18 protein-coding genes and 1 pseudogene are annotated in these 22,033 nt (G+C 63.8%); 4 read left to right on the top strand and 15 right to left on the bottom strand.

Annotated elements, in window-relative coordinates; all coding sequences use genetic code 11:
- Positions 1 to 5: 5 nt before the first annotated feature.
- The 9 genes from PSET11_RS06250 to PSET11_RS06210 all read right to left on the bottom strand — a co-directional run bounded on the left by PSET11_RS06250 (position 6) and on the right by PSET11_RS06210 (position 10,832).
- Complete coding sequence (locus PSET11_RS06250) at positions 6 to 422, bottom strand: acyl-CoA thioesterase (protein WP_124091309.1); 417 nt, start codon at positions 420 to 422, stop codon at positions 6 to 8.
- 44 nt (positions 423 to 466) lie between these two features.
- Complete coding sequence (locus PSET11_RS06245) at positions 467 to 2,530, bottom strand: ABC transporter ATP-binding protein (protein ID WP_124091243.1); 2,064 nt, start codon at positions 2,528 to 2,530, stop codon at positions 467 to 469.
- Positions 2,527 to 4,260: an ABC transporter ATP-binding protein gene (locus tag PSET11_RS06240; protein WP_124091242.1), complete on the bottom strand. Its 1,734-nt coding sequence runs from the start codon at positions 4,258 to 4,260 to the stop codon at positions 2,527 to 2,529. The genes PSET11_RS06245 and PSET11_RS06240 overlap by 4 nt, the downstream gene beginning before the upstream one ends.
- Before the next feature lie 150 nt (positions 4,261 to 4,410).
- The gene (locus PSET11_RS06235) at positions 4,411 to 6,042 is read right to left on the bottom strand and encodes an MFS transporter (protein WP_124091241.1); all 1,632 of its coding nucleotides are present in this window, start codon (positions 6,040 to 6,042) and stop codon (positions 4,411 to 4,413) included.
- 10 nt (positions 6,043 to 6,052) lie between these two features.
- Positions 6,053 to 6,523 carry a MarR family winged helix-turn-helix transcriptional regulator gene (locus PSET11_RS06230; RefSeq protein ID WP_124091240.1) on the bottom strand — a complete coding sequence of 157 codons (471 nt, stop codon included), beginning with the start codon at positions 6,521 to 6,523 and terminating at the stop codon, positions 6,053 to 6,055.
- Positions 6,524 to 6,731: 208 nt separating this feature from the next.
- The gene (locus tag PSET11_RS06225; protein WP_238989054.1) at positions 6,732 to 8,450 is read right to left on the bottom strand and encodes a thiamine pyrophosphate-binding protein; all 1,719 of its coding nucleotides are present in this window, start codon (positions 8,448 to 8,450) and stop codon (positions 6,732 to 6,734) included.
- A 3-nt stretch (positions 8,451 to 8,453) separates the two neighbouring features.
- Positions 8,454 to 9,518 (bottom strand): agmatinase, encoded by a 1,065-nt coding sequence (speB, locus tag PSET11_RS06220; RefSeq protein WP_124091239.1) that lies wholly within the window; start codon positions 9,516 to 9,518, stop codon positions 8,454 to 8,456.
- 92 nt (positions 9,519 to 9,610) lie between these two features.
- Positions 9,611 to 10,183: an iron chelate uptake ABC transporter family permease subunit gene (locus tag PSET11_RS06215; protein ID WP_124091238.1), complete on the bottom strand. Its 573-nt coding sequence runs from the start codon at positions 10,181 to 10,183 to the stop codon at positions 9,611 to 9,613.
- A gap of 73 nt (positions 10,184 to 10,256) precedes the next feature.
- On the bottom strand, positions 10,257 to 10,832 hold the full coding sequence (locus PSET11_RS06210; protein WP_124091237.1) for a helix-turn-helix domain-containing protein: 576 nt from the start codon (positions 10,830 to 10,832) through the stop codon (positions 10,257 to 10,259).
- Positions 10,833 to 11,093: 261 nt separating this feature from the next.
- Between PSET11_RS06210 and PSET11_RS06205 the strand changes: the two genes are divergently transcribed.
- Together PSET11_RS06205 and PSET11_RS06200 are read left to right on the top strand one after the other, a co-directional pair.
- Positions 11,094 to 12,614 carry a sodium:solute symporter family protein gene (locus PSET11_RS06205; RefSeq protein ID WP_124091236.1) on the top strand — a complete coding sequence of 507 codons (1,521 nt, stop codon included), beginning with the start codon at positions 11,094 to 11,096 and terminating at the stop codon, positions 12,612 to 12,614.
- A 322-nt stretch (positions 12,615 to 12,936) separates the two neighbouring features.
- The gene (locus tag PSET11_RS06200) at positions 12,937 to 14,085 is read left to right on the top strand and encodes a VIT1/CCC1 transporter family protein (RefSeq protein WP_124091235.1); all 1,149 of its coding nucleotides are present in this window, start codon (positions 12,937 to 12,939) and stop codon (positions 14,083 to 14,085) included.
- A 200-nt stretch (positions 14,086 to 14,285) separates the two neighbouring features.
- Here the strand turns inward: PSET11_RS06200 and PSET11_RS06195 are convergent.
- Positions 14,286 to 14,474 (bottom strand): annotated as a pseudogene (locus PSET11_RS06195) (AMP-binding enzyme); the annotation flags it as partial.
- Positions 14,475 to 14,590: 116 nt separating this feature from the next.
- Between PSET11_RS06195 and PSET11_RS06190 the strand changes: the two are divergent.
- Together PSET11_RS06190 and PSET11_RS06185 are read left to right on the top strand one after the other, a co-directional pair.
- Positions 14,591 to 14,944 carry an ArsR/SmtB family transcription factor gene (locus PSET11_RS06190; protein WP_124091234.1) on the top strand — a complete coding sequence of 118 codons (354 nt, stop codon included), beginning with the start codon at positions 14,591 to 14,593 and terminating at the stop codon, positions 14,942 to 14,944.
- Positions 14,945 to 14,946: 2 nt separating this feature from the next.
- Positions 14,947 to 15,438: an SRPBCC family protein gene (locus tag PSET11_RS06185; protein WP_124091233.1), complete on the top strand. Its 492-nt coding sequence runs from the start codon at positions 14,947 to 14,949 to the stop codon at positions 15,436 to 15,438.
- A 64-nt stretch (positions 15,439 to 15,502) separates the two neighbouring features.
- Here the strand turns inward: PSET11_RS06185 and sucD are convergent, their stop codons facing one another.
- The 5 genes from sucD to PSET11_RS06160 form a co-directional block, all read right to left on the bottom strand.
- On the bottom strand, positions 15,503 to 16,405 hold the full coding sequence (gene sucD, locus PSET11_RS06180) for a succinate--CoA ligase subunit alpha (protein WP_124091232.1): 903 nt from the start codon (positions 16,403 to 16,405) through the stop codon (positions 15,503 to 15,505).
- Between the two features lie 10 nt (positions 16,406 to 16,415).
- Positions 16,416 to 17,585: an ADP-forming succinate--CoA ligase subunit beta gene (gene sucC, locus PSET11_RS06175; protein WP_124091231.1), complete on the bottom strand. Its 1,170-nt coding sequence runs from the start codon at positions 17,583 to 17,585 to the stop codon at positions 16,416 to 16,418.
- Positions 17,586 to 17,820: 235 nt separating this feature from the next.
- On the bottom strand, positions 17,821 to 18,516 hold the full coding sequence (locus PSET11_RS06170; RefSeq protein ID WP_377947401.1) for a hypothetical protein: 696 nt from the start codon (positions 18,514 to 18,516) through the stop codon (positions 17,821 to 17,823).
- Positions 18,513 to 21,080 (bottom strand): DNA helicase PcrA, encoded by a 2,568-nt coding sequence (gene pcrA / locus PSET11_RS06165; protein ID WP_124091230.1) that lies wholly within the window; start codon positions 21,078 to 21,080, stop codon positions 18,513 to 18,515. The genes PSET11_RS06170 and pcrA overlap by 4 nt, the downstream gene beginning before the upstream one ends.
- 99 nt (positions 21,081 to 21,179) lie before the next feature.
- Entirely contained in the window at positions 21,180 to 22,001 is an 822-nt protein-coding gene (locus PSET11_RS06160; RefSeq protein WP_124091229.1) for an inositol monophosphatase family protein, read from the bottom strand.
- Positions 22,002 to 22,033: the final 32 nt, after the last annotated feature.

The following is a 22,033-nucleotide window of genomic DNA, read 5'->3' as shown; positions in this document are numbered from 1 at the left end:
AAGCATCACTGGACGTAGGGCCCCAACCGTTCTTTCTGCAGCGGCGTTAACCGCCGCACCTGCCCGGTGGAGTTGTCCACGAACGCCAGGTGGCTGCTCGCTTTCACGCAGTCCTCCCCGGTGACGGGATCTTTAATCCGGTAGTGGATGTCGAAACTGGCGCCCTTGACCGCACCAATCCACACCTGGACCTTGGCCGGAACGTTGCGGTATTCCAACGTCCGGACGTAGCGGATCTTGTGATCCACCACCAAGGCCATGGTGCCCTCCGGCAGATCGTTGAAGAGAGATACGACGGGTTCGACGCCGGGCTGCCCGGCTCCGCGAGGCGGCCCGAAAGCAGCGATCCGGGCTTCCTCAAGGATCCTGACGATCTGGACATTGTTGATGTGGCCGTACGCGTCCATGTCGCCCCAGCGCATTGGCACGGCAACCTCGATGCGCTGGGGATCAGCGGTGTTGGTACTCAGCTGTGCACCGCCGTCGAATCATCAACCGGCACGTCCTCGGCGTCCGAGCCCGCGAACTGCGACTGGTACAGCCGGTAGTACGCGCCCTGGGCGGCGAGCAACACCTTGTGGTTGCCCTGCTCCACGATCTGGCCGTTTTCCATCACCAGGATGGTGTCGGCATCCCGAATTGTGGAGAGCCGGTGGGCGATCACGAAGCTGGTCCGGTCCGTCCGCAACGCTGCCATGGCCTTCTGGACCAGCAACTCGGTGCGGGTGTCCACGGAACTGGTCGCTTCGTCCAGAATCAACAACGAGGGGTTGGCCACGAACGCGCGCGCAATGGTGATCAACTGCTTCTCACCGGCACTGACGTTGTTGCCTTCCTCGTCGATGATGGTTTCGTAGCCGTCAGGCAGGGCCCGGACAAACCGGTCCACGAACGTGGCCTTGGCGGCTGCCATGACCTGCTCTTCCGTGGCTTCAAGGTTGCCGTACCGGATGTTGTCATAGATGGATCCGCCAAACAGCCACGCGTCCTGGAGGACCATCCCCACCTTGGACCGGAGCTCGGCGCGGCTGAGCTGGGTGATGTCCACCCCATCCAGGGTGATGGTGCCGGAGTTCAGTTCGTAGAACCGCATCACCAGATTCACCAGGGTGGTCTTGCCGGCACCCGTTGGCCCAACAATCGCTACGGTGTTTCCGGGTTCCGCCGTAAAGGACAAGTCCTCAATGAGCTTCTTGTCCTCGGTGTAGCTGAAGGTGACGTCCTTGAAGTCCACGTGCCCGTCCGTCTTGGCAGGCAGGTGCTTGGTGGCGGTTTCGGAGTCCTGCTCGTCGGCGTCCAGGAACTCGAAGACGCGTTCGGCGGAGGCCACACCGGACTGGAGCATGTTGGCCATACCCGCCATCTGGCCCAGCGGCTGGGTGAACTCGCGGGAGTACTGGATGAAGGCGGTAGCGTCGCCCAACGACATCGATCCGGAGGCAACACGCAGGCCACCCACCACGGCGATGCCGACGTAGCTGAGGTAGGACACGAACTGCATGACCGGGAAGATGATGCCGGAGACGAACTGGGCCCCGAAGCTGGCCTTGTACAGGGCATCGTTGCGTTCGTCGAACCGGGCCATCATGTCGGCGTCGCGGCCGAAAACGCGGACCAGGTCGTGGCCGGAGAACGATTCCTCGATCTGCCCGTTCAGCTGACCGGTGTTCTTCCACTGCGCTGCAAACAGCTTCTGGCTGCGCACGCCGATCATGCCTGCGGCAACGCCTGACAGCGGCAGCGCGATCAGGGCGATGAGCGCCAACTGCCAGGAGACGATGAACATCATGATGACGATGCCCACCACAGTGAGCAGGGAGTTGATGAGCTGCGCGAAGGCCTGCTGCAGGGCCTGCTGGACGTTGTCGACGTCGTTCGTCACCCGGGAGAGGACGTCGCCGCGCTGACGGGTGTCGAAGTAGTTCAGCGGCAGCCGGTTCAGCTTCTTCTCGGTATCGTCACGAAGCTTCCGGATCACCTTCATGACGATGATGTTCAGCACGTAGCCCTGCAACCACAGGAAAATGTTGGACACAAAGTACATCAGGAGCACGATGGCAATCAGCATAGTCAGCTTGTCAAAGTTGATTCCCGATCCGGGCACCAACTCCATCCGCGAGACCATGTCCGCGAAGTTGTCTTGGCCTTGCTGGCGCAGGCCCTCAACGAATTGATCCTTGCTGGCGCCAGCGGGCAGCTGTTTGCCCACCACTCCGGCGAAGATGACGTCCATGGCCTGGCCCAGGATCTTGGGCGCAATCACATTCAGCACCACGGCAACCACCACCAGGGCCACCACAATGTTGATGCCCAGGGTTTCCGGCTTCAGCAGGCCGATCAGCCGTTTCGCTGAGGGCCAGAAGTGCTGTGCCTTCTTGGCGGGCACCCCACCAAACATGTCGCCGTCGGACTCAGAAGGAACGTAATCCTCCTCAATGAAATCGTCGTCGTCGAGTTGGGTGGGATCGGTGATGACCGGTTCGGAGAGCGACTGATCGGCTGCCGCGGAATCTTTCTTACGGGGACTCATGCCATCTCCTCCACGCTCAGTTGGGATTCAACGATTTCCTGGTACGTGGGTGAGGTTTCCAAGAGTTCCTGGTGGGTTCCACGATCAACGATCCGGCCGTTGTCCAGCACCAGGATCTGGTCGGCTTCGGTGATGGTGGAGATTCGTTGCGCCACGATAATCACCGTTGCGTCAGCGGTGGTGCGCTTCAGCGCCGCCCGCAAACGCGCGTCGGTGGCCACGTCCAGGGCAGAGAACGAATCGTCAAAGAGGTAGACGCGGGGTTTGGTGACGAGAGCTCGGGCAATGCAGAGCCGTTGCCGCTGGCCGCCGGAGACGTTGGTACCACCCTGGGCGATCCGTGAGTCCAGCCCGTTCTTCTTATCCCGGACAAATGATTCACCTTGGGCCACGCGCAGCGCGTCCCAGAGCTCTTCCTCTGTTGCGTCCGATTTGCCGAAGCGAAGGTTGTGCTCGATCGATCCCGAGAACAGGTAGGGCCGCTGCGGAACCATTGCCACCCGCCGGGTGATTTCGGACCGGTCCAGCTTGTTGACGGGGACGCCGTCGAGCAGGATTTCGCCGTCCACGGCGTCATAGAGACGGGGCAGGAGTGAGAGCAATGAGGTCTTGCCGGCACCGGTGGAGCCGATGATGGCGATGGTCTGGCCGGGGCGGGCCGTGAAGCTGACGTTACTCAGGACCGGAGACTCGGCGCCGGGGTAGGAGAAGGTGACATTGCGGTACTCCACCACACCGGACAGGGCCGATGGCGCCTCCGGGGCTTCTGGATCGTGGATGGAGGGCTCGACGTCGAGCACTTCACCGATGCGGTCCGCGCAGACGGCGGCCCGCGGGATCATCATGGCCATGAACGTGCCCATCATGACGGCCACGAGGATCTGCAGCAGGTACTGCAGGAAGGCCGTGAGGGCTCCCACCTGCATGTCCCCCGAGTCCACCCGTTGCCCGCCGAACCACAGCACCGCCGCCGTGGAAAGGTGCAGGATCATGCTGATCGCCGGGAACATCAGGACGAACAACGCGCCGATCTTTAGCGAAACGTCGGTGAGTTCCTTGTTGGCCGTCCCAAAGCGATCGGTTTCGTAGGGCTCGCGGACAAAGGCGCGGACCACCCGGATGCCGATGATCTGCTCACGCAGGACGGCGTTGATCCGGTCGATCTTGACCTGCATGGAGCGGAACAGGGGCATGAGCCTGACCACCAGGTAGCCCACCACCACCGTCAATAGGGGCACCGAAACCCACACCAGCCAGGACAGGTTGATGTCCTCGCGCAGGGCCATGATGATGCCGCCGATGCACATGATGGGCGTTGCCACCATGAAGTTCAGGCCCATCAACATGAGCATCTGGACCTGCTGGACATCGTTGGTGCCACGGGTGATCAGGGTGGGCGCACCGAACACGCCAACGTCCTTGGCCGAGAAGCTGGTGACCTTGCGGAACACCGCCCGGCGCAGGTCGCGTCCCAACGCCATGGCCACCTTGGAGCCGAAGTAGACGCCAGCTATGGCGGTACCTACCTGCACGAAGGCAACGGCGAGCATGACGGCGCCGGTCCGCCAGATGAAGTCGGTGTCCCCGCGGGAGACGCCTTCATCGATGATCTGGGCGTTCAGGCTGGGGAGATAGAGGGCCGCCATGGTCGAGGCCAACTGAAAGATGATAACGGCCACAAGGTATGGCATATACGGCTTGGAGAAGCGCCGTATGAGGGTGAGAAGCATGCCCACAGATCCTTCGAATGTATGTGCAGAACAGGAGGCTTAAGGAGTAACAGGTAGGTCCGACAATCCAAGCCTTCTCACTGTACGAGACTCTTCCCCGGGGCGGAACTGCCCCCGGGGAAGATCATCCGTGTGGAGTATGCCGCCTGTTCAGCGACCTGCCGTCGCAGCCTCAGCGGAACCAGGCACAGCTGGTTCGGCCTGGATATCCACGGTGCGGCGCAGGGGCTTCTCCTTGATGAACATCACAGAGATGAACGCCACCACCGTGACCACTGCGGAAATCAGGAAGACCTCGGCCGTAGCGTCACCGTAAGCTGCCCGCATGATCTCGCGGACCGGCTCCGGCATGTGGGTGAGGTCCAGGCTGCTGCCCGCTCCCCCGCCCGTGACCGGGATGCCTGCTGCGGCCAGGCCTTGGGTGGCGAGTTCACTGACCCGGTTGGCCAGCACAGCACCGAGCACTGAGACGCCAATGGCGCCGCCTACGGAACGGAAGAACGCCACAGAGGCGCTGGCCGTCCCAATGTCAGAGGCCCGCACGGTGTTCTGCACTGCCAGCACCAGGTTCTGCATCAGCATGCCCAGGCCGAGGCCGAGGATCGCGGTGAACACGCCAGCGTGCCAGAGTTCGGTGGTGTGGTCCATGGTGCCGGCCAGCCCCAGGCCACCCGTCAGGAGCACCGTTCCAGCAATCAGGAAGCCCTTCCACTTACCGAACCGGCTGATGAGGAGGCCTGATGCTACGGAACCGATGAGGTTGCCGGCAATCATGGGCAAGGTCAGCAGGCCAGCTTCGGTGGGGGTGGCGCCACGGGCCACCTGGAAGTACTGGCCCAGGAAGGTGGAGGAACCAAACATGGCCACGCCCACGGCCACGGAGGCCACAATGGCCAGCGCGGTGGTGCGCTCGGAGATGATCTTCAGCGGGATGATGGGCTGCTCCACCTTGGATTCAACGAAGACCAGCAGTGCCAGGAGCAGGACGCCGCCGCCCACCATGAGTGCTGACTGCCATGAAACCCAGTCGTAGTAGTCGGCCTTGCCGGCAAAGGAAACCCAGATGAGGAGCAGGCTCACGCCTGAGGTCAGGAGAATGGAGCCGAGCCAGTCGATCTTGGCCGGCCGGCGGATATGGCTGATCTTCAGAGTGACCTGCAGCAGGATCAGGGCGACGACGGCGAGCGGCACACAGACGAAGAAGGTCCAGCGCCAGCCCAACGGGCTATCCACGATAAATCCACCCAGGAGCGGACCGCCGGCGGTGCCGACTGCCATCACGGCACCCATGTAGCCGGAGTACTTACCGCGGTTGCGCGGCGGGATCATGGTGCCGATGATGGCCTGGGCCAGCGCGGTGAGGCCACCCATGGCGATACCTTGGATGACGCGGGCGCCCAAGAGCAGCGGGATGGTTTGGGATAGCCCGGCCATGACGGAACCGGCCACGAAGATGATGATGCTGAGTTGGACCAGGACTTTTTTGTTGTAAAGGTCGGCCAGTTTGCCCCAGATGGGCGTGGTGGCGGCGTTGGCCAGCAGCGCGGCAGTGATGACCCAGGCGAAGTCCGTCTGGGTGCCGTGCAGGTCGGACATGATGGTGGGTAGCGCGTTGGCCACAATGGTGCTGCTGAGGATTGCGGTGAAGAACGCGGCAAGGAGTCCGGTCAGGGCTTCCATGATCTGCCGGTGGGACATCTCGGTTGCTGCGGCGGGAACGTTCTTGTCCCGCAAGGGCGGCTCTCCGGTGGAATGCCTGGGGGCGGCCGTTTGGCTTGCCATGAATCTGCTCCTAAAAAGTGGTGGGTGCTGTGCTGGCCGGTTTGCCGGCCGAATGCTTCAAGGAAGCGGTGAGCTTGCGCAGGGTGGCGGCCGTTGCGTCGGCATCCGCTTCGCTCCACTCGCTGAGGAGTTCCTGAAGCACTCCGGCGCGTTGGTCCTCCATGCGTCGGAGGAAGTCTTGGCCACGTGGTGTCAGGGCGACCAGTTGGGCGCGGCCGTCGTCGGGATCCGGCCTCCGGCCGACATATCCCAGCTCTTCGAGCTCTGCAATGTGCCGGCTGAGGACCGGGGCGCTGACGCCCAATCGTTCAGCGAGTCGGGTAGCCCGCGACTCGCCCTCCCCCACAAATCGCAGAACGCCCTGCACCGCGACGCCGGCTTCCTGGCCGCGAATATTGGCAGCTGAAATGCAGCGTACGGCGCGCTGAAGGTCGAAGATCTGGTACACCAGGTTCGCTGCTGTATCCGGTGCTACCGCCATGCCTGCCCCACTCCTCAATTGTTTGCCTCAAGCAACTATACCGATTATTGGTTGCTTTGGGAAACTATCAAAGTGACGTGGTGCGAAACACGCGAGGCTGGGCGGTTCCCGTGGCCTAGTGAGCGGGCTTAAACGCATCGGACCCCCGCCATGTGGCGAGGGTCCGATGCGGAAACGAAAGGGCTGCCGCGCAGGCCCGAAATCGCGTTCAGTCGGCCAGGTGCGTGGGACCAAACATCTTCAGCAGTGTTTCCACCACGACGACGTTGGGCCCGTCGGCGGCGAAGGACGCCGACAGCGCCTCCCCCACGTCGCCCGGGGAAACCCGGCGGGCAGGCACGCCGAAGGATTCGGCGAGCTTGACGAAGTCTGGCCGGGCAAGCTCGGTGGCCGTGGCCTGGCCAAACGCACCCACCATGTATTCGCGCAAGATCCCGTAACCGCCGTCGTCGACGATCAACCACGTGACCGGCACATTGTGCTGCTTGGCAGTGGCCAATTCAGCGATGGAGTACATCGCCGAGCCGTCACCGGACACTGCCAGCACCCGACTCGGCTGACCTGTCGTCTCGAGGCCCACAGCACCACCGATTGCGGCCGGAAAACCGTAGCCCAGGCCACCGGCGCCCTGCGCCGAGTGGAACTGGCCGCCGCGGGAATCCCAGCAGCTCCAGCCCCAGTAGGCGGAGATGGTCATGTCCCAGAAGGTCTGCATGCTCGCGGGGACCGCTTCGCGAATGTCTGCCATGAAGGCCAACTCCTTCGCGAGGTCTTGGCCCTCCACGCGGGCGGTGACCTTGGCCAAAGCCTCCTTGACTACATCCTCCGGAGCGGCGCCATGCCAGGACGGGCCAGTGCCAGTGCCAGTGCCAGTGCCAGTGATGGCAGTATCCAGCGCCGCCAACGCCTGGCCAGCGTCGGCACGGATTCCCAGCCCGGGCCGGTTGGATTCGAGGACCCGGGGCTCTGCGTCGATCTGGATGATCCGGCCGCGCGGTTCGAAGGTGAAGTAGTTGGAGGTGACTTCGCCCAGGGACGAACCGATGACCACCAAGACATCGGCGTCCTCAAGGACGTCCGTCATGTAGCGGTCCTCAATCCAGGACTGCAGGGACAACTCGTGATTCCAGGGGAACGCGCCATTGCCACCCGGGGTGCAGATGACGGGGGCGCGGAGTTTCTCGGCGAGGGAGAGCAAACTAGCCTCGGCCCGGCCGCGCCTGGTGCCGCCACCGGCGATGATGGCCGGCCGCTTAGCCGACTCGAGCCATTTCACGGCTTCGCGGATGAGCTCCACCCGGGGCGGGTTGTCCGCGGCCTCGGCAAGGGCATCTTCCACCGGCGGCACCATGATGGGGTCCAGCAGCACGTTCTGCGGAATCTCGAGCCAGACCGGACCTTGCGGGGAGGAGATGGCCTCGGTCCAGGCGTCCTGGATGGCCGACGGGATGCCAGATGCGTGCTGGATCAGGCGTTGGCTCTTGGTGACGTTCGCGGCAGACGCCTTCTGGTCATCGAGCTGGTGCAGCATGCCCTTGCGCCGGGCGCCCAACCCATCGAGGGGAATCTGGCTCGCCACCACCACCATGGGTACGCCGGTGGCATAGGCCTCCTGCAGCCCAGCCAAGGAAGTCAGCGCTCCGGGACCGGTGGACAGGAACAGCACACCCACTTCGCCGGTGGCCCGGGAATATCCGTCGGCGGCGAAGGCCGAGTTGTTTTCCACCCGTGAGGAGACGAAGTGCAGGTTGCCGCGGCCCATGGCGTCGAAGAGGCCCAAGGCGTGCTGGCCCGGGATCCCGAAGACCGTCTTGGCGCCGAGGGCTTCGAGGGTCTCCACCACCAGGTCGCCACCGTTGCGGGGGCTGGCGTCGGGAACCACGTGCGTGCCGGCTTCGGGAATCAGGCGGGGATCGGCGTCGGACATTGCCTACTCCTTCTCTGCCGCAGCGAAGCCTGCGGGCTGGTGGCTGGTCTGGCCCAAGGCCTGCGGCGCGTACCCGGAAGCAGCGCCGAACCGGTCGCCCGGGACGGCGTTGTCCGCCATGAGCGTCACCAATTCGAAGGCTACATGGCTGGCGGCCACACCGGTGATTTCGGCATGGTCGTAGGCGGGCGCCACCTCCACGACGTCGGCCCCCACCAGGTTCATGCCGCGGAAGCCGCGGATGATCTCAAGGAGTTCGCGGCTGGTGATGCCGCCGGCTTCGGGGGTGCCGGTGCCGGGAGCGTGCGCGGGATCCAGTACGTCGATGTCCACGGAGATGTAGAGCGGACGGTTGCCGATCCGGTCGCGGACCTTTGCCACGGTCTCCAGCACGCCCTGGTAGTAGACGTCTGCGGAAGTGACAATGCCGAAGCCGAAGCGGTGATCGTCGTCCAGGTCTTTTTTGCCATAGAGCGGGCCGCGGGTACCAATATGGCTGATCGCCTCGGTATCCAGGATCCCTTCCTCCACAGCCCGGCGGAAGGGGGTGCCGTGCGTGTATTCAGCGCCGAAGTAGGTGTCCCAGGTGTCCAAATGCGCGTCGAAGTGCAGCATGGCAATGGGCCCACCGGCGCGTTCGGCAGCAGCGCGGAGCAGCGGCAGGGCGATGGTGTGGTCCCCGCCCAGGGTTAGGAGTTTGCTGCCCGAAGCGGTGAGATCGAGCGCGTTGTGCTGGATGGTCTCGATGGCGTCGTTGATATTGAAAGGGTTAACGGCCATGTCGCCAGCATCCGCCACCTGGATGTTCTCAAACGGGCTGACGTCCCACGCCGGGTTGTACGGGCGCAATAGGCGGCTGGCCTCACGCACGTGATTGGCGCCAAACCGCGCGCCCGGCCGGTAGGAAACGCCGGAGTCGAAGGGCACGCCCACCACCGTGACGTCGGCCTTGGCCACTTGGTCCAGCCGTGGCAGGCGGGCATAGGTGGCGGCGCCTGCGTAGCGGGGAATTCGGGATGAATCGATGGGACCAAGGTTGCCATTGGCTTCGATGCGCAGCTCTTCCATGGACGGCTCTCCTCTGCAAAACGGGACTGATGTGATTGCCATCATACAGACAAGTTTCCTTATGGGCATCAGCTGTTTACAAGAATCGGAGCCTATCCGGGCCGCTGCACCCTTGAGCGCCACAAAAGCCAGATGAAGTATGGGGTACCCAGCACGGCCGTCAACAACCCGGCACCCAGCTGGGCAGGAGCAATCACGGTCCGGCCCAGGACGTCTGCGGCACCGACCAAGATGGCACCCAGCAGCAGGGCTGTGGGCAGCACCCGGGAATGCCGGCGCCCCACCAGTGCACGGGCTGCATGCGGAGCGATCAGCCCCACGAAGCCCACCGCACCCACGGCGGCGATGGACAGCGCCGTAAGAATCACGCTGACCACCAGGAACGTCAGCCGCGCCCGGGCGAGCGGAACGCCGAGGAGGCGTGGGGTGTCGTCGTCGAGGCTGAGGATATCCAGTTCGCGGTGCCGGAACGCCAGCATGGGGGCGATCAGCAGCAGGCCGATGGCTAGCGGCAGAACATCCACAAAGGTCCTGCCATAGGTGGAACCCGCCAACCACGTCAGTGCCTTAGTGGCGTTGAAGGGGTCGGTCAGCACGATGACCAGGCTGACCAGTGCCAACGTGGCGGCTGCCTGAGGGATCGTGGTGCTTGGCTCGGGATTCACAACCTAAGGGTAGCCTACCCTTAGGCTTAATCAGGACCGCATTACTTTGCCGGCGACGTAATCCCGGCGCAGCTCAGCGGCTTGCCGCCGGGACCAGGACCCAGAGCACTTCTACCGGTTCATCCGTGAGGTTCACCCAGGTGTGCGGCTCCCGGCCGGGGAAGGTGACGGTGTCCCCCTCGTCCAGGTCATACTCCTCATTGGTGAGGATGAGGCGGATGCTGCCACTGAGGACGTGCAGCACATCGACGTCGCAATCCACTGCATAGAGTTCGGACTCGCCACGGCCGCGCGGCTCGATGACGGCCTGGATGATCTGCAGCCGCCGCTCCGACCGGGCCGTCAGGAGCCGCTCCACGATCCCCTGCCCACCCAGGGAAATGCGCGGGCCGTCATTGCGCTTGGTCAGGTGCGTCTCCGGCGCGGCAAAGAGTTCGCCGATGGAAATGGACAGCACCTGGCAAAGCGTCACCAGTGAGGCCACGGAAGGAGAGGTAAGGTCGCGCTCCACCCGGCTCAGGAATCCCTTGGTCAGGCCGGTGGCGTCGGCTACCTGTTCGATGGTCAACCGTTGCGACTGCCTGGCCGCCCGAATGCGCGAACCGATCGCCACGGGCACGTTGCTCGGCTCAACTGGCAGTGCTTTCATCTACGAAACCTTTCATCACCGGCCACCCGGCCCCGCTCTGCAGCAATACTAGTAGTCAGCATCGAGTGTGACGTGTCCGTGGCGACCGCGCCCCATTGCGGCCAACCAGCCTTGACTGTTACGGGCATCACAGCCTAACCTTTTGACAACACTTGTTGCCTATAGGGCAATATTTGAGACTTTGCTCTCATCCGCATCGACAGACGCGGCCGCCGGATTCTCCCTCCGCGAGCCGCCCATACTCTGCTCTGAGGAGCCAACATGGACGCATCATTCGTCAACATCGCCATTGTGGTGGTGTACCTCATCGCCATGCTGGCCTTCGGCTGGTGGGGCAAATCCCGCACCAAGAACAACAGCGACTTCCTGGTGGCCGGCCGTCGCCTGGGTCCGTTCCTGTACACCGGCACCATGGCTGCGGTGGTCCTCGGTGGCGCCTCGACAGTGGGCGGCGTGGGCCTCGGCTACAAGTTCGGCATTTCCGGCATGTGGTTGGTGGTGGCCATTGGCGCCGGCGTACTGCTCCTGAGCCTGCTGTTCGCTCCCACCATTCAGAAGTTGAAGATCTACACTGTCTCGCAGATGCTGACCCTGCGGTACGGGAGCAAGGCAACGCAAGCTTCAGGCATTGTCATGCTCGCCTACACCTTGATGCTCTGTGCAACGTCCACCGGCGCCTACGCCACCATCTTCGTGGTCCTGTTCGGCTGGGACCGCGCCTTGGCCATCGCCATTGGCGGTGCGATCGTTCTGATCTATTCCACCATTGGCGGCATGTGGTCCATCACGCTGGCAGACCAGGTCCAGTTCGTCATCAAAACCATCGGCATTTTCTTCCTGATGCTGCCGTTTACCCTGAACGCTGCCGGCGGCCTGGATGGCATCCGCAGCCGCGTCGACGCCAGCTTCTTCCAGATCGACGGCATCGGCGTGCAGACCATCATCACCTACTTCGTGGTCTACACCCTGGGCCTCCTGATCGGCCAGGACATCTGGCAGCGCGTCTTCACCGCCAAGAACCCCACCGTGGCCCGGTGGGGCGGCGCCACCGCCGGTATCTACTGCATCCTGTATGGCGTGGCCGGTGCCCTGATCGGCATGGCAGCCAGCGTGGCATTGAGCAACATCGAGATCGCTGCAAAGGATGACGTCTACGCCGAGGTGGCCCAAAACCTGCTGCCCGTCGGCATTGGCGGCTTGGTCCTCGCCGCGGCAGTGGCCGCCATGATGTCCACCGCTTCGGGCGCCCTGATCGCAGCAGCTACCGTTGCCCGCGCCGACGTCCTGCCCTTCGTGGCCAGCTGGTTCGGCAAGACCATCAACACCGACGACTCGGAGAACCCGGAGCATGACGTCAAGGCCAACCGAATCTGGGTGCTCAGCCTGGGGGTCATTGCCATTGTCATCGCCATCATCACCAAGGACGTGGTGGCAGCCCTCACCATCGCCTACGACATCCTGGTGGGCGGCCTCCTCGTTGCCATCCTGGGTGGACTGGTCTGGAGGCGTGGTTCCGGAATTGCCGCAGCGGCCTCGATGGGGGTGGGCACAGTGGTCACCCTGGGGACCATGATCGTGCTCGAAATCAACGCCAAGGCGCCGCTGGACGGCGTCTACGCCAACGAACCGATCTATTATGGCCTGCTCGCATCCGCAGCAGTCTTCATTGTGGTCTCACTCCTGACCAAGCCCACCGACCCGCACGTGATGCGGAACTGGCAGCGCCGCGTGGCCGGCCAGGACAGCCTGGACGCCACCGCCGACGCGGCAGCCAACTCCTAGGTCAACCGCACCGGCACTGCTCCGGCTGCTGCAGCACCAGCGCGGCCTTCACCACCGCAGTAGGTCCGGCACTGCCGGAACGGACGACGGCGGCACCTCCTTCGCGGATTCGCGAACCGGGGTGCCGCCGTCGTTTTTGTCGGTCAGGCGGTGGCCGAAAGGCACTCATACCGGCAGCACCTTTGACGGCTTCCGGGCAGCGAAAAGTGAGGTGCGCCGAAACTTCGAAGGGAGGATTGCCAGCCGAAAAACCGCGGAAATTCGCAGTAAACTGACGTGGCAATGGAGCCGAAACCCTCGCCCCATCCACCCAGGAGTTCCTGTGTCACCGCACGTTCAACCCAATCCTTCCGCCACCTCGCCGGGATCGCCCGCAGCGGCCGCGGCAGCACCGCCGTCAGCCGCTGAGATCAAGCGTTGGCGGCAATACCTTGCCGATGAGCGGGCCGAAGCCGCCGTCTACCGCGACCTGGCTGAGAACCGCGACGGTGAAGAACGCGAGATCCTGCTCGCCTTAGCCGAGGCCGAAGGCCGGCACGAGGCACACTGGCTGGCGCTCCTGGGCGAGCATGCCGGCAAGCCACGATCGGCGTCGCTCCGCAGCCAGTTCCTGAACTTCCTGGCGCGGCATTTTGGCTCCGTCTTCGTACTGGCCCTCGCCCAGCGGGCCGAGAGCCGCTCCCCCTACATCAAGGACCCGAACGCCACTGAGGCGATGGCCGCTGACGAACAAATCCACGAAGAGGTGGTCCGCGGTCTGGCAACGCGCGGCCGCAACCGTCTCGCCGGCACGTTCCGGGCAGCCGTGTTCGGCGCCAACGATGGCCTGGTCAGCAACCTCTCGCTGGTGATGGGCATGGCCGCGTCAGGCGTAGCCAGCAGCGTGGTGCTGCTCAGCGGCATTGCCGGCCTGCTGGCAGGCGCCATGTCCATGGGTGCCGGCGAATTCATCTCCGTCCGCTCCCAGCGTGAACTCCTGGACGCCACCCGCCCCACCCAGGTCACCCTGGCGGCAGCACCAAAACTCGACCTGGAGCATAACGAACTGCTCCTGGTGTACCTTGCCCGGGGCATGACCCAAGAAGCTGCCCAGCACCGAGTCTCAGAGCGATTGGGGCTGCTCTCCTGCGACTGCGATCCCAGCCTGTCACTCCACCCGGAGGAAGCAGCCGAGGAAGACCAGCACGAAACCGTAGGCACCGCATGGGGAGCAGCGCTGTCCAGCTTCTGCTTCTTCGCCTCGGGTGCCATCATTCCTATCCTGCCGTTCCTCTTCGGCATGACCGGCCTGCCCGCATTGCTGGTTGCCGGCGGACTGGTGGGCCTGGCCCTGTTGGGTACCGGCGGCGTGGTGGGGCTCCTGTCTGGCACCTCACCGGTGACCCGCGGCCTGCGGCAGCTGGGAATCGGCCTGGGCGCGGCGGCAGTCACCTACGTGCTCGGCCTCGTCTTCGGCACGGTGGTGGGCTAGCAACCCTCCCGGAGTTCTTACGGCCGAGCCGCCAACCCTCCCGGAGTTCTTACGGCCGAGCCGCCAACCCTCCCGGAGTTCTTGCCGCAACGACGGCGGCTGACGACGGCGCACCTGGCAGCCCCCACCACGCACCCGGGTCGGGGCCTCGGAAAGTCCGATGGCCGCCGTCGTCCGCTCACCAGAGCCGACGGCGACCGTCACAGCTGGGTAGTGCTCTGCTTCCGGAGATCCGCCTTCTTGATCTTGCCGCTGGCATTGCGCGGCATTTCGTCCATGAACAGCACGGACTTGGGGATCTTGTAGCGCGCCAACTTCCCTTCAAGATACTTCCGCAACTCGGTCTCGGTGAGTTGGGCACCGTCCCGGAGCATCTCCACGGCCCGGGGCCGGGGCGGAGACACCGCGGACGATAATTTCCCTTGTCATTCAAGACGGACAGGCGTATCTTCGTAATCAACCAATAGGTTGATAAATAAAGTAGTTGATTAGAAAGCGGTTCGAGATGGCCTCCAACGACGGGGCGCTGGACCTGGCCTTTATGGCCTTGGCCGATCCCATCCGACGGAGCATCATCGCCCGGCTGAGCCGCGGCCCAGCGACCGTCAACGAACTCGCAGAGCCGTTCGACATCTCCAAGCAGGCCGTTTCGAAACACATCCAGGTCCTAGAGCAGGCACAGCTGGTGACCCGTACCCGGGACGCCCAACGCAGGCCCGTCCACCTGAACCCCGTACAGCTGGAGGCACTCACCGCCTGGATCGACCAGTACCGGTTGGTCCGAGAGGGCCAGTTCCGCAGCCTCGAGGCAGTACTTTCCGCCAACGCCGGACTGACCGGCACCCAGCAAGAGGAATGATCATGTCCAACGAACTGAAGATCACCGCGCCCGAGGGCATCCCTTTCATCGACACCGAGCGCGAGTTCGATTTCCCGGTAGCCGACGTCTTCCGCGCCCACAAGGACCCGGACCTGGTGGTCCAGTGGTTGGGGCCCCGCGGGATGACAATGCAGATGGGCCACTACGACTTTCGCAGCGGTGGCAGCTACAGCTACCTGCACACCGGCCCCGACGGTGTTCCCTACGAATTCAGCGGCGTCTTCCACACCGTCCGCGAGAACGAGTTCGCCCTTCAGACCTTCGAATTCGGCGGCTACCCCGATGTGGTCAGCCTCGAATTCATGACGTTCGAGGACCTGGGCAATGGCCGAACCCGACTCAAGGGGCACTCGGTGTACCCCAGCCAGGAAGCCCGCGACAGCATGCTGCAGTCAGGGATGGAAGGTGGCATAACCGAGGGCTACGAACGGCTCGAGGAACTCTTGGGTTCGGGTGTCCAGAGCAGAGATTAAACGAAAGCGGGGCCCTTTCCAGCACCGGCAGGTGCAGGAAAAGGGCCCCGCTTTGTGCGTAGCTTTAGAGCGCTGCGTACACTTCGCGCAGCAGCTTGGCGGTCTCGGACGGCGTTTTGCCGACCTTGACGCCTGCAGCTTCAAGGGCTTCCTGCTTCGCCTGGGCGGTGCCAGCCGAGCCGGAGACGATGGCGCCAGCGTGGCCCATGGTCTTGCCCTCAGGTGCGGTGAAGCCGGCAACGTAACCGACCACCGGCTTGGTGACGTGGGCCTTGATGTAGTCAGCGGCACGCTCTTCAGCGTCGCCACCGATTTCACCGATCATCACGATTGCCTTGGTTTCCGGGTCCGCCTCGAACGCAGCCAGGGCGTCGATGTGGGTGGTACCGATGACGGGGTCGCCACCAATGCCGATCGCGGTGGAGAAGCCGAGGTCGCGCAGCTCGTACATCATCTGGTAGGTCAAGGTACCGGACTTGGAGACCAAGCCGATGGGGCCCTTGCCGGTGATGTTGGCCGGCGTGATGCCCACCAGAGCCTCGCCGGGGGTGATGATGCCGGGGCAGTTCGGGCCGATAATGCGGGTGACCTGGTTGCCTTCGGAGTCGACCTTGGACTGGGCCAAAGCCCAGAACTCAGCGGAGTCCTGAACCGGCACGCCCTCGGTGATGACCACGACGAGGCCGATACCGGCTTCGATGGCTTCCACGACAGCGTCCTTGGTGAAGGCCGGCGGGACGAACACGATGGAGACGTCGGCGCCGGTTTCAGCAATGGCTTCCTTGACGGTGCCAAAGACGGTGATTTCGTTATCGCCGTTGACCACGGTGGTGCCAGCCTTGCGGGCGTTAACGCCACCCACAACGTTGGTGCCAGCCTTGAGCATCAGCGCGGTGTGCTTGGTGCCTTCGCCGCCGGTGATGCCCTGGACGATGACCTTGGAGTCCTTGTTGAGGTAGATAGACATGTCGCGTCCCTTACTTCGCTGCGTTGGCGAGCTCGGCGGCCTTGTCGGCGCCCTCGTCCATGGTGGCGGCCAGGGTCACCAGCGGGTGGTTGGCCTCGTTGAGGATGCGGCGGCCTTCTTCGACGTTGTTGCCATCGAGGCGAACGACCAGCGGCTTGTTGGCCGCGGAGCCGAGTTCGGCGAGTGCTCCAACGATGCCCTTGGCAACAGCGTCACAGGCAGTGATGCCGCCGAAGACGTTCACGAACACGGACTTGACCTGCTCGTCACCCAAAATGACGTCAAGACCAGCGGCCATGACCTCTGCAGAGGCTCCACCGCCAATGTCCAGGAAGTTGGCGGGCTTGACGTTGCCGTGGTTTTCACCGGCGTACGCAACAACGTCCAGCGTGGACATGACCAGGCCTGCACCGTTACCGATGATGCCGACTTCGCCGTCCAGCTTGACGTAGTTCAGGTCCTGCGCCTTGGCCTTGGCCTCGAGCGGGTCAGCTGCGTCAGCGTCTTCCAGGGCAGCGTGCTTCGGGTGCCGGAAGTCGGCGTTCTCGTCCAGCGAGACCTTGCCGTCCAGTGCCACGATGTCGCCTGCGCCGGTGCGGACCAGCGGGTTGACCTCAACGAGGGTGGCATCTTCCTTCTTGAAGACGTCCCACAGCTTGAGGATTACAGCGGCGACTTTGCCGCGCAGTTCCTCAGCGAAGCCAGCGGCCGCGACGATCTCGTCGGCCTTGGCCTGGTCGATGCCCACGGCGGGATCGATGGCAACCTTGGCCAACGCGTCAGGGCGTTCGACGGCGAGCTGCTCGATCTCCATGCCGCCCTCCACCGAGCACATGGCCAGGTAGTTGCGGTTGGCTCGGTCCAGCAGGACCGAGAAGTAGAATTCCTCGGCGATATCGGCACCCTGGGCAATCATCACCTTGTTGACGGTGTGACCCTTGATGTCCATGCCCAGGATGTTGGTGGCGTGTTCAAACGCCTCGTCGGCAGTTTTTGCGACCTTGACGCCGCCAGCCTTGCCACGGCCGCCAACCTTGACCTGTGCTTTAACGACAGTTACGCCGCCGATTTTCTCGGCAGCTGCCTTTGCTTCTTCTGGGGTGTACGCCACGATGCCGGCGAGCACGGGTACTCCGTGCGCCTCGAACGTGTCGCGCGCCTGGTATTCAAACAGGTCCACGGTTTAGTGTCCTTCTACGTCGAAGTAGTTTCTGTCCAACCGGGCAGCATCTTCTAACACTGCCTGGCTGCGGTTCTGCACCCACCTGCGACCTGTCTCGAAACAAGCCACACGGCGTAATGCTCCATGGGGAACTCTAGCCCTTTGAGCGGACAGCCCTTCCCAGACTAGCCCTTATGTGACAAACGACACTATTCTATGCAGTGTAGAAAAACCCCGGAATGACGCGGATTTTCTACGGTTTCGACGGCGTTGCGGACGGGCTTGGGGCAGGTGCCTGGATCAGTTCGTAACGATCGGCAGCAATGAAGAATCCGACGCCGGCGGAGACGTTTCCGCATGCCACCCCGCCGTTGTAGGCCGAGCAGCGCAGCCCGTTCCGCTCAAGGTTTGCGCCCTCAGCCAAAACCGGCAACTGGGTCAGCGGGCCAGCCTTCGAACCGCCGGGGCCGTAGGTGGCTTCCATCTGCGTCACACCTGACCTGCACTCACCGTACGTGGCTGCTGTCGGTGTCAGGAGGGCAACTCCGCCGAGGTAGCCAAGTCCCGTGCCCGCACAATCGTTGGTGGCATCGGCCGCCGCCGGCTTCGGATACCGGGCGAGCTCGCAGTGGGCCACGGGCACCACGGCGAGCTTGTTGTTGGCGGAATCGTCGTAATTGTTCTGCTCGTAGGCCAACTTCACGTGCTCACCACGTGCCGAGGTCAGCGAGCACACGATGGTGCGGTCCTCAGTGCTGAACGACAAGACGTCCGTGCCGCCGGCAAAGGACTCCGGATCCACCAACGGCGCCTGGGCCAACTGTTCCATGGGCGGAAGCGGCGCCGGTGGCACGTAGCCTGCGTCCGGCGTCGTGACCGAACAAGCGGTGACGGCGGCCAACAGCCAGGCCGCAACGAAGACTGCACCGGCAGCACGCACCGGAATCAAGCGTCCAACTTGGTGAGCGGAGCGTAGCGAAGCAGCAACCTCTTCTCGCCGACGGCGAACGTCACTTTGGCCACCATCTTGTCTCCCGCGCCCTCCAGGGCGAGGACCGTGCCGTTTCCGAAACTGGTGTGGTTGACCTTGTCGCCCACACTGACCGCGAGGACTTCCTTCTGCGGCTGCACCCTATTCTTGGCAATGAACGCCGGAACGTCGGCATTGAAACCGGCGGAAGAGTCGGCGGCCGGTCCCCGCGCCGAGCCAGCGCCCCAAAAAGAACCGCTGTAACGCCCCGAGCCGATGGAACCGCCGCCCGCCCAGGACTGCCGAGCCGAGCCCTCACGCTTCCAGTCAACAAGGTCGGCAGGAATTTCTTCAAGGAACTGACTGGGCGGGTTGTACTGGCTCTGGCCCCACATACTCCGAACCTCTGACCGGGTCACGTACAGCCGTTGCCGGGCGCGGGTGAGTCCCACGTACGCGAGCCGGCGTTCCTCAGCGAGTTCCTTCGGGTCCGTGGCTGAGCGCTGGTGCGGGAAAAGCCCATGCTCCATGCCAGTCAGAAAAACCACCGGGAACTCCAGGCCCTTGGCCGTGTGGAGGGTCATGAGTGTGACCACGCCCAGGCGTTTGGCTTCCGCGACGGCGGCGTCAATGTCTGCGCCGGGGGCATCGGGAATCTGGTCGGCATCAGCCACCAACGACACCTGCTCCAGGAACGCTCCCAACGATCCTTCAGGGTTTTCCTGCTCGTACTCCCGGACCACTGCGACGAGTTCGGCGAGGTTCTCTACCCGGGATTCGTCTTGGGGGTCGGTACTGGACCGCAGGCCGGCAAGGTAGCCGGTCTGTTCCAGGACCGCCTCAAGTGCAGCCGCAGCACCTGATCCTGCTGCCACCTCCGCCAGGTCATCCAGGAGCTTGACGAATCCCAGGACGGCGTTAACGGATCGGGTGGCCATGGCCGGCGCGTGCTCGGCGCGACGGGCCGCGGCCATGAAGGACGTGCGTTCGCGGCTGGCGAGGGCAGCCACGGCACCTTCCGCGCGGTCGCCGATGCCCCGCTTTGGTTCGTTGAGCACCCGGCGGAGATTGACGTCGTCGTCCGGGTTGACCAGCACCCGCAGGTAGGCCAAGGCGTCCTTGATTTCCTTGCGCTCATAGAATCGCGTGCCACCCACCACCTTGTAGGGCAGGCCCACGCGGACCAAGACATCCTCGATGGAGCGGGATTGGGCGTTGGTCCGATAGAAGATGGCGACGTCGCCGGGGCGCAGGTTGTCCTCGTCCTGCAGCCGGTCGATTTCCTTGGCGATGAATTGGGCTTCGTCGTGTTCGTTTTCGCCGACGTAGCCAATGATCTTGTGGCCCTCGCCCTCAGCGGTCCAGAGTTTCTTGTCCGGCCGGTTGGGGTTGCGCGAAATCACCGAGTTGGCGGCGGTCAGGATGTTCTGCGTTGACCGATAGTTTTGTTCGAGCTTGATGGTCCGCGCCTGCGGGTAGTCCTTCTCGAACTCGACGATGTTCCGGATGTCCGCGCCGCGGAAAGCGTAGATGGACTGGTCGGAGTCCCCTACCACGGTGAGTTCAGAGGCTCCGGGCCCCTCCCCCACAATTTCCCGGACCAGGGCGTACTGGGCGTGGTTGGTGTCCTGGTATTCGTCCACCAGGACATGCCGGAAACGACGGCGGTACGAGTCGGCGAGTGCCGGGAAGGCCCGGAACATGAACACCGTTTCGGCGATCAAATCATCGAAGTCCATGGCGTTGGCCTGGCGCAGCCGCTGCGTGTAACCGGTGTAGACCTCTGCGACGGCCCGTTCGAACGGATCGTTGTGGTTAGCGTCAGAGGAGTAGGAATCGGCATCAATCAGTTCGTTCTTCAACGCCGAAATCTTGTGCTGGATGGCCTTGGGCGCAAACTTCTTCGGGTCGAGATCATGGGCCTTGGATACCTGCGTCACCAGGCGCAGGGAGTCCGCAGAGTCGTAGATCGAGAAGTTGGATTTGAGCCCAACGTTTGCGGCTTCCTGCCGGAGAATCCGCACACAGGAGGAGTGGAACGTTGAAATCCACATGATCTTTGCGCGGCCACCCACCAGGGCCTCGATGCGTTCACGCATCTCCGCGGCGGCCTTGTTGGTGAAGGTGATGGCAAGGATCTCACCGTGGTGGGCTCGACCCGTAGCGATCAGGTAGGCGATCCGGTTACTCAGGACCCGGGTTTTGCCCGAGCCTGCACCGGCCACGATCAGCAGTGCACTGCCGGCGTGCTTGACCGCTTCTTCTTGCTGCGGGTTTAGCCCGGCCACCAGTTTTGCGGGATCCAGGCCGTGCCTGCCGTGGTGCTGTTCGGCGCCAGACTGCCCATCGCCCTGCTGCCCGCTGCCACGAGGGTCAGCGCCACCCAGCCGGCCATTGGCAGTGCCAGGCGCCCCGCTCCCGCCGCCGCTGAGGCCGCCAGCCACCATCAGGGACACCGCATCCGGGCCTGCTTTGGTGCGGGCGGAAGCGGCGGGGCTGGCCTTGAACGGTCCATCGGCATAGGGGTCAAACAACATATCCATCGTGCCTCCAAGTCTAGTTGGTGGGACCGACAAGGACTTCCAGCCTGTGGAAAACGCGCCGCAGAGGTGGCGGCGTGGCACCCAAATTCGGGCGGAGCCTCAGGCGACGGAGCCGGACCGGAGGGCCGCGCGGAGGTCGTTGACCGCCGTCGTCCCGCCCGCGATGAACCAGTCCAGGCCGTTGACGCGGACGGTGTCCGCAGCGCCGCCAGCGGCCGTGACAATCGCCTTCCCGGGCAGCCAGTCCCACTCCGGGCAGCTGTGCTGGAACCAGCTACCCAGCTGGCCATCTGCCACTCTGCCCAGGTCACACGAGCCTGACCCCAACATCCGCAGCGCCGCCGCCGACGTTGCTGCCGCGTGCCAGGGCATGGCGCACATGGGGTCCATCAGCCAGGTGGGGTGGATGTAGGTAGCTGCACCCAGCTCGGCAACGGTGGTGTTGTTGCGATCACCGTGGAAAGTGTCCAGCACATCGCCGTTAAGGGTTGCCGCCTGGTCCTTGCCGCCAAGCCACAACTTGTCCTCCTCAGGCTGGAAAATCGCCCCCAGCACGACGTCGTTGCTGTCCTTCAGCGCGATCGCCGAGCACCAGTAGGTGGATCCGTGCAGGAAGTTGTATGTGCCGTCCACAGGATCGATGACCCAGGTACGGCCGCTGCTGCCCTGCACGGACGCCCCTTCCTCGCCGAGGATCCCATCCTCCGGCCTGCAACGCTGCAGCTGGGCAAGGACGTACGCTTCGGCGGCGTGATCTGCGGCGGTCACCACATCGGACACGGACGTCTTCTGCTGTGCGTTCAAGCCGCCCATCCGCATGAGGAGCGCCAGGTTGCCAGCCTCCCGCACCAGGGCCGCCGCCAACTGGTAGTCATCCAAGGTGGGGTCGAGTTCAACTGCGCTGTACCTGCCGGTGGTCATGACTTCAGTTTATGGGGCTGGATAATGGGCTC

This window comes from Arthrobacter ulcerisalmonis (assembly GCF_900609065.1).
Classification (GTDB): domain Bacteria; phylum Actinomycetota; class Actinomycetes; order Actinomycetales; family Micrococcaceae; genus Arthrobacter; species Arthrobacter ulcerisalmonis.
Note: the sequence above shows the minus strand (reverse complement) of the source record. Positions and strands in the feature narration are given on the sequence as shown.

Bases quoted from the DNA above. Each gene is read 5' to 3' on its own strand.
- PSET11_RS06225 (WP_238989054.1), bottom strand. From the start codon at position 8,450: ATGTCCGACGCCGATCCCCGCCTGATTCCCGAAGCCGGCACGCACGTG.
- PSET11_RS06230 (WP_124091240.1), bottom strand. From the start codon at position 6,523: ATGGCGGTAGCACCGGATACAGCAGCGAACCTGGTGTACCAGATCTTC.
- PSET11_RS06245 (WP_124091243.1), bottom strand. From the start codon at position 2,530: ATGAGTCCCCGTAAGAAAGATTCCGCGGCAGCCGATCAGTCGCTCTCC.
- PSET11_RS06235 (WP_124091241.1), bottom strand. From the start codon at position 6,042: ATGGCAAGCCAAACGGCCGCCCCCAGGCATTCCACCGGAGAGCCGCCC.
- PSET11_RS06185 (WP_124091233.1), top strand. From the start codon at position 14,947: ATGTCCAACGAACTGAAGATCACCGCGCCCGAGGGCATCCCTTTCATC.
- PSET11_RS06250 (WP_124091309.1), bottom strand. From the start codon at position 422: ATGCGCTGGGGCGACATGGACGCGTACGGCCACATCAACAATGTCCAG.
- sucD (WP_124091232.1), bottom strand. From the start codon at position 16,405: ATGTCTATCTACCTCAACAAGGACTCCAAGGTCATCGTCCAGGGCATC.
- PSET11_RS06205 (WP_124091236.1), top strand. From the start codon at position 11,094: ATGGACGCATCATTCGTCAACATCGCCATTGTGGTGGTGTACCTCATC.
- PSET11_RS06240 (WP_124091242.1), bottom strand. From the start codon at position 4,260: ATGCTTCTCACCCTCATACGGCGCTTCTCCAAGCCGTATATGCCATAC.
- PSET11_RS06210 (WP_124091237.1), bottom strand. From the start codon at position 10,832: ATGAAAGCACTGCCAGTTGAGCCGAGCAACGTGCCCGTGGCGATCGGT.
- speB (WP_124091239.1), bottom strand. From the start codon at position 9,518: ATGGAAGAGCTGCGCATCGAAGCCAATGGCAACCTTGGTCCCATCGAT.
- PSET11_RS06160 (WP_124091229.1), bottom strand. From the start codon at position 22,001: ATGACCACCGGCAGGTACAGCGCAGTTGAACTCGACCCCACCTTGGAT.
- PSET11_RS06190 (WP_124091234.1), top strand. From the start codon at position 14,591: ATGGCCTCCAACGACGGGGCGCTGGACCTGGCCTTTATGGCCTTGGCC.
- pcrA (WP_124091230.1), bottom strand. From the start codon at position 21,080: ATGGATATGTTGTTTGACCCCTATGCCGATGGACCGTTCAAGGCCAGC.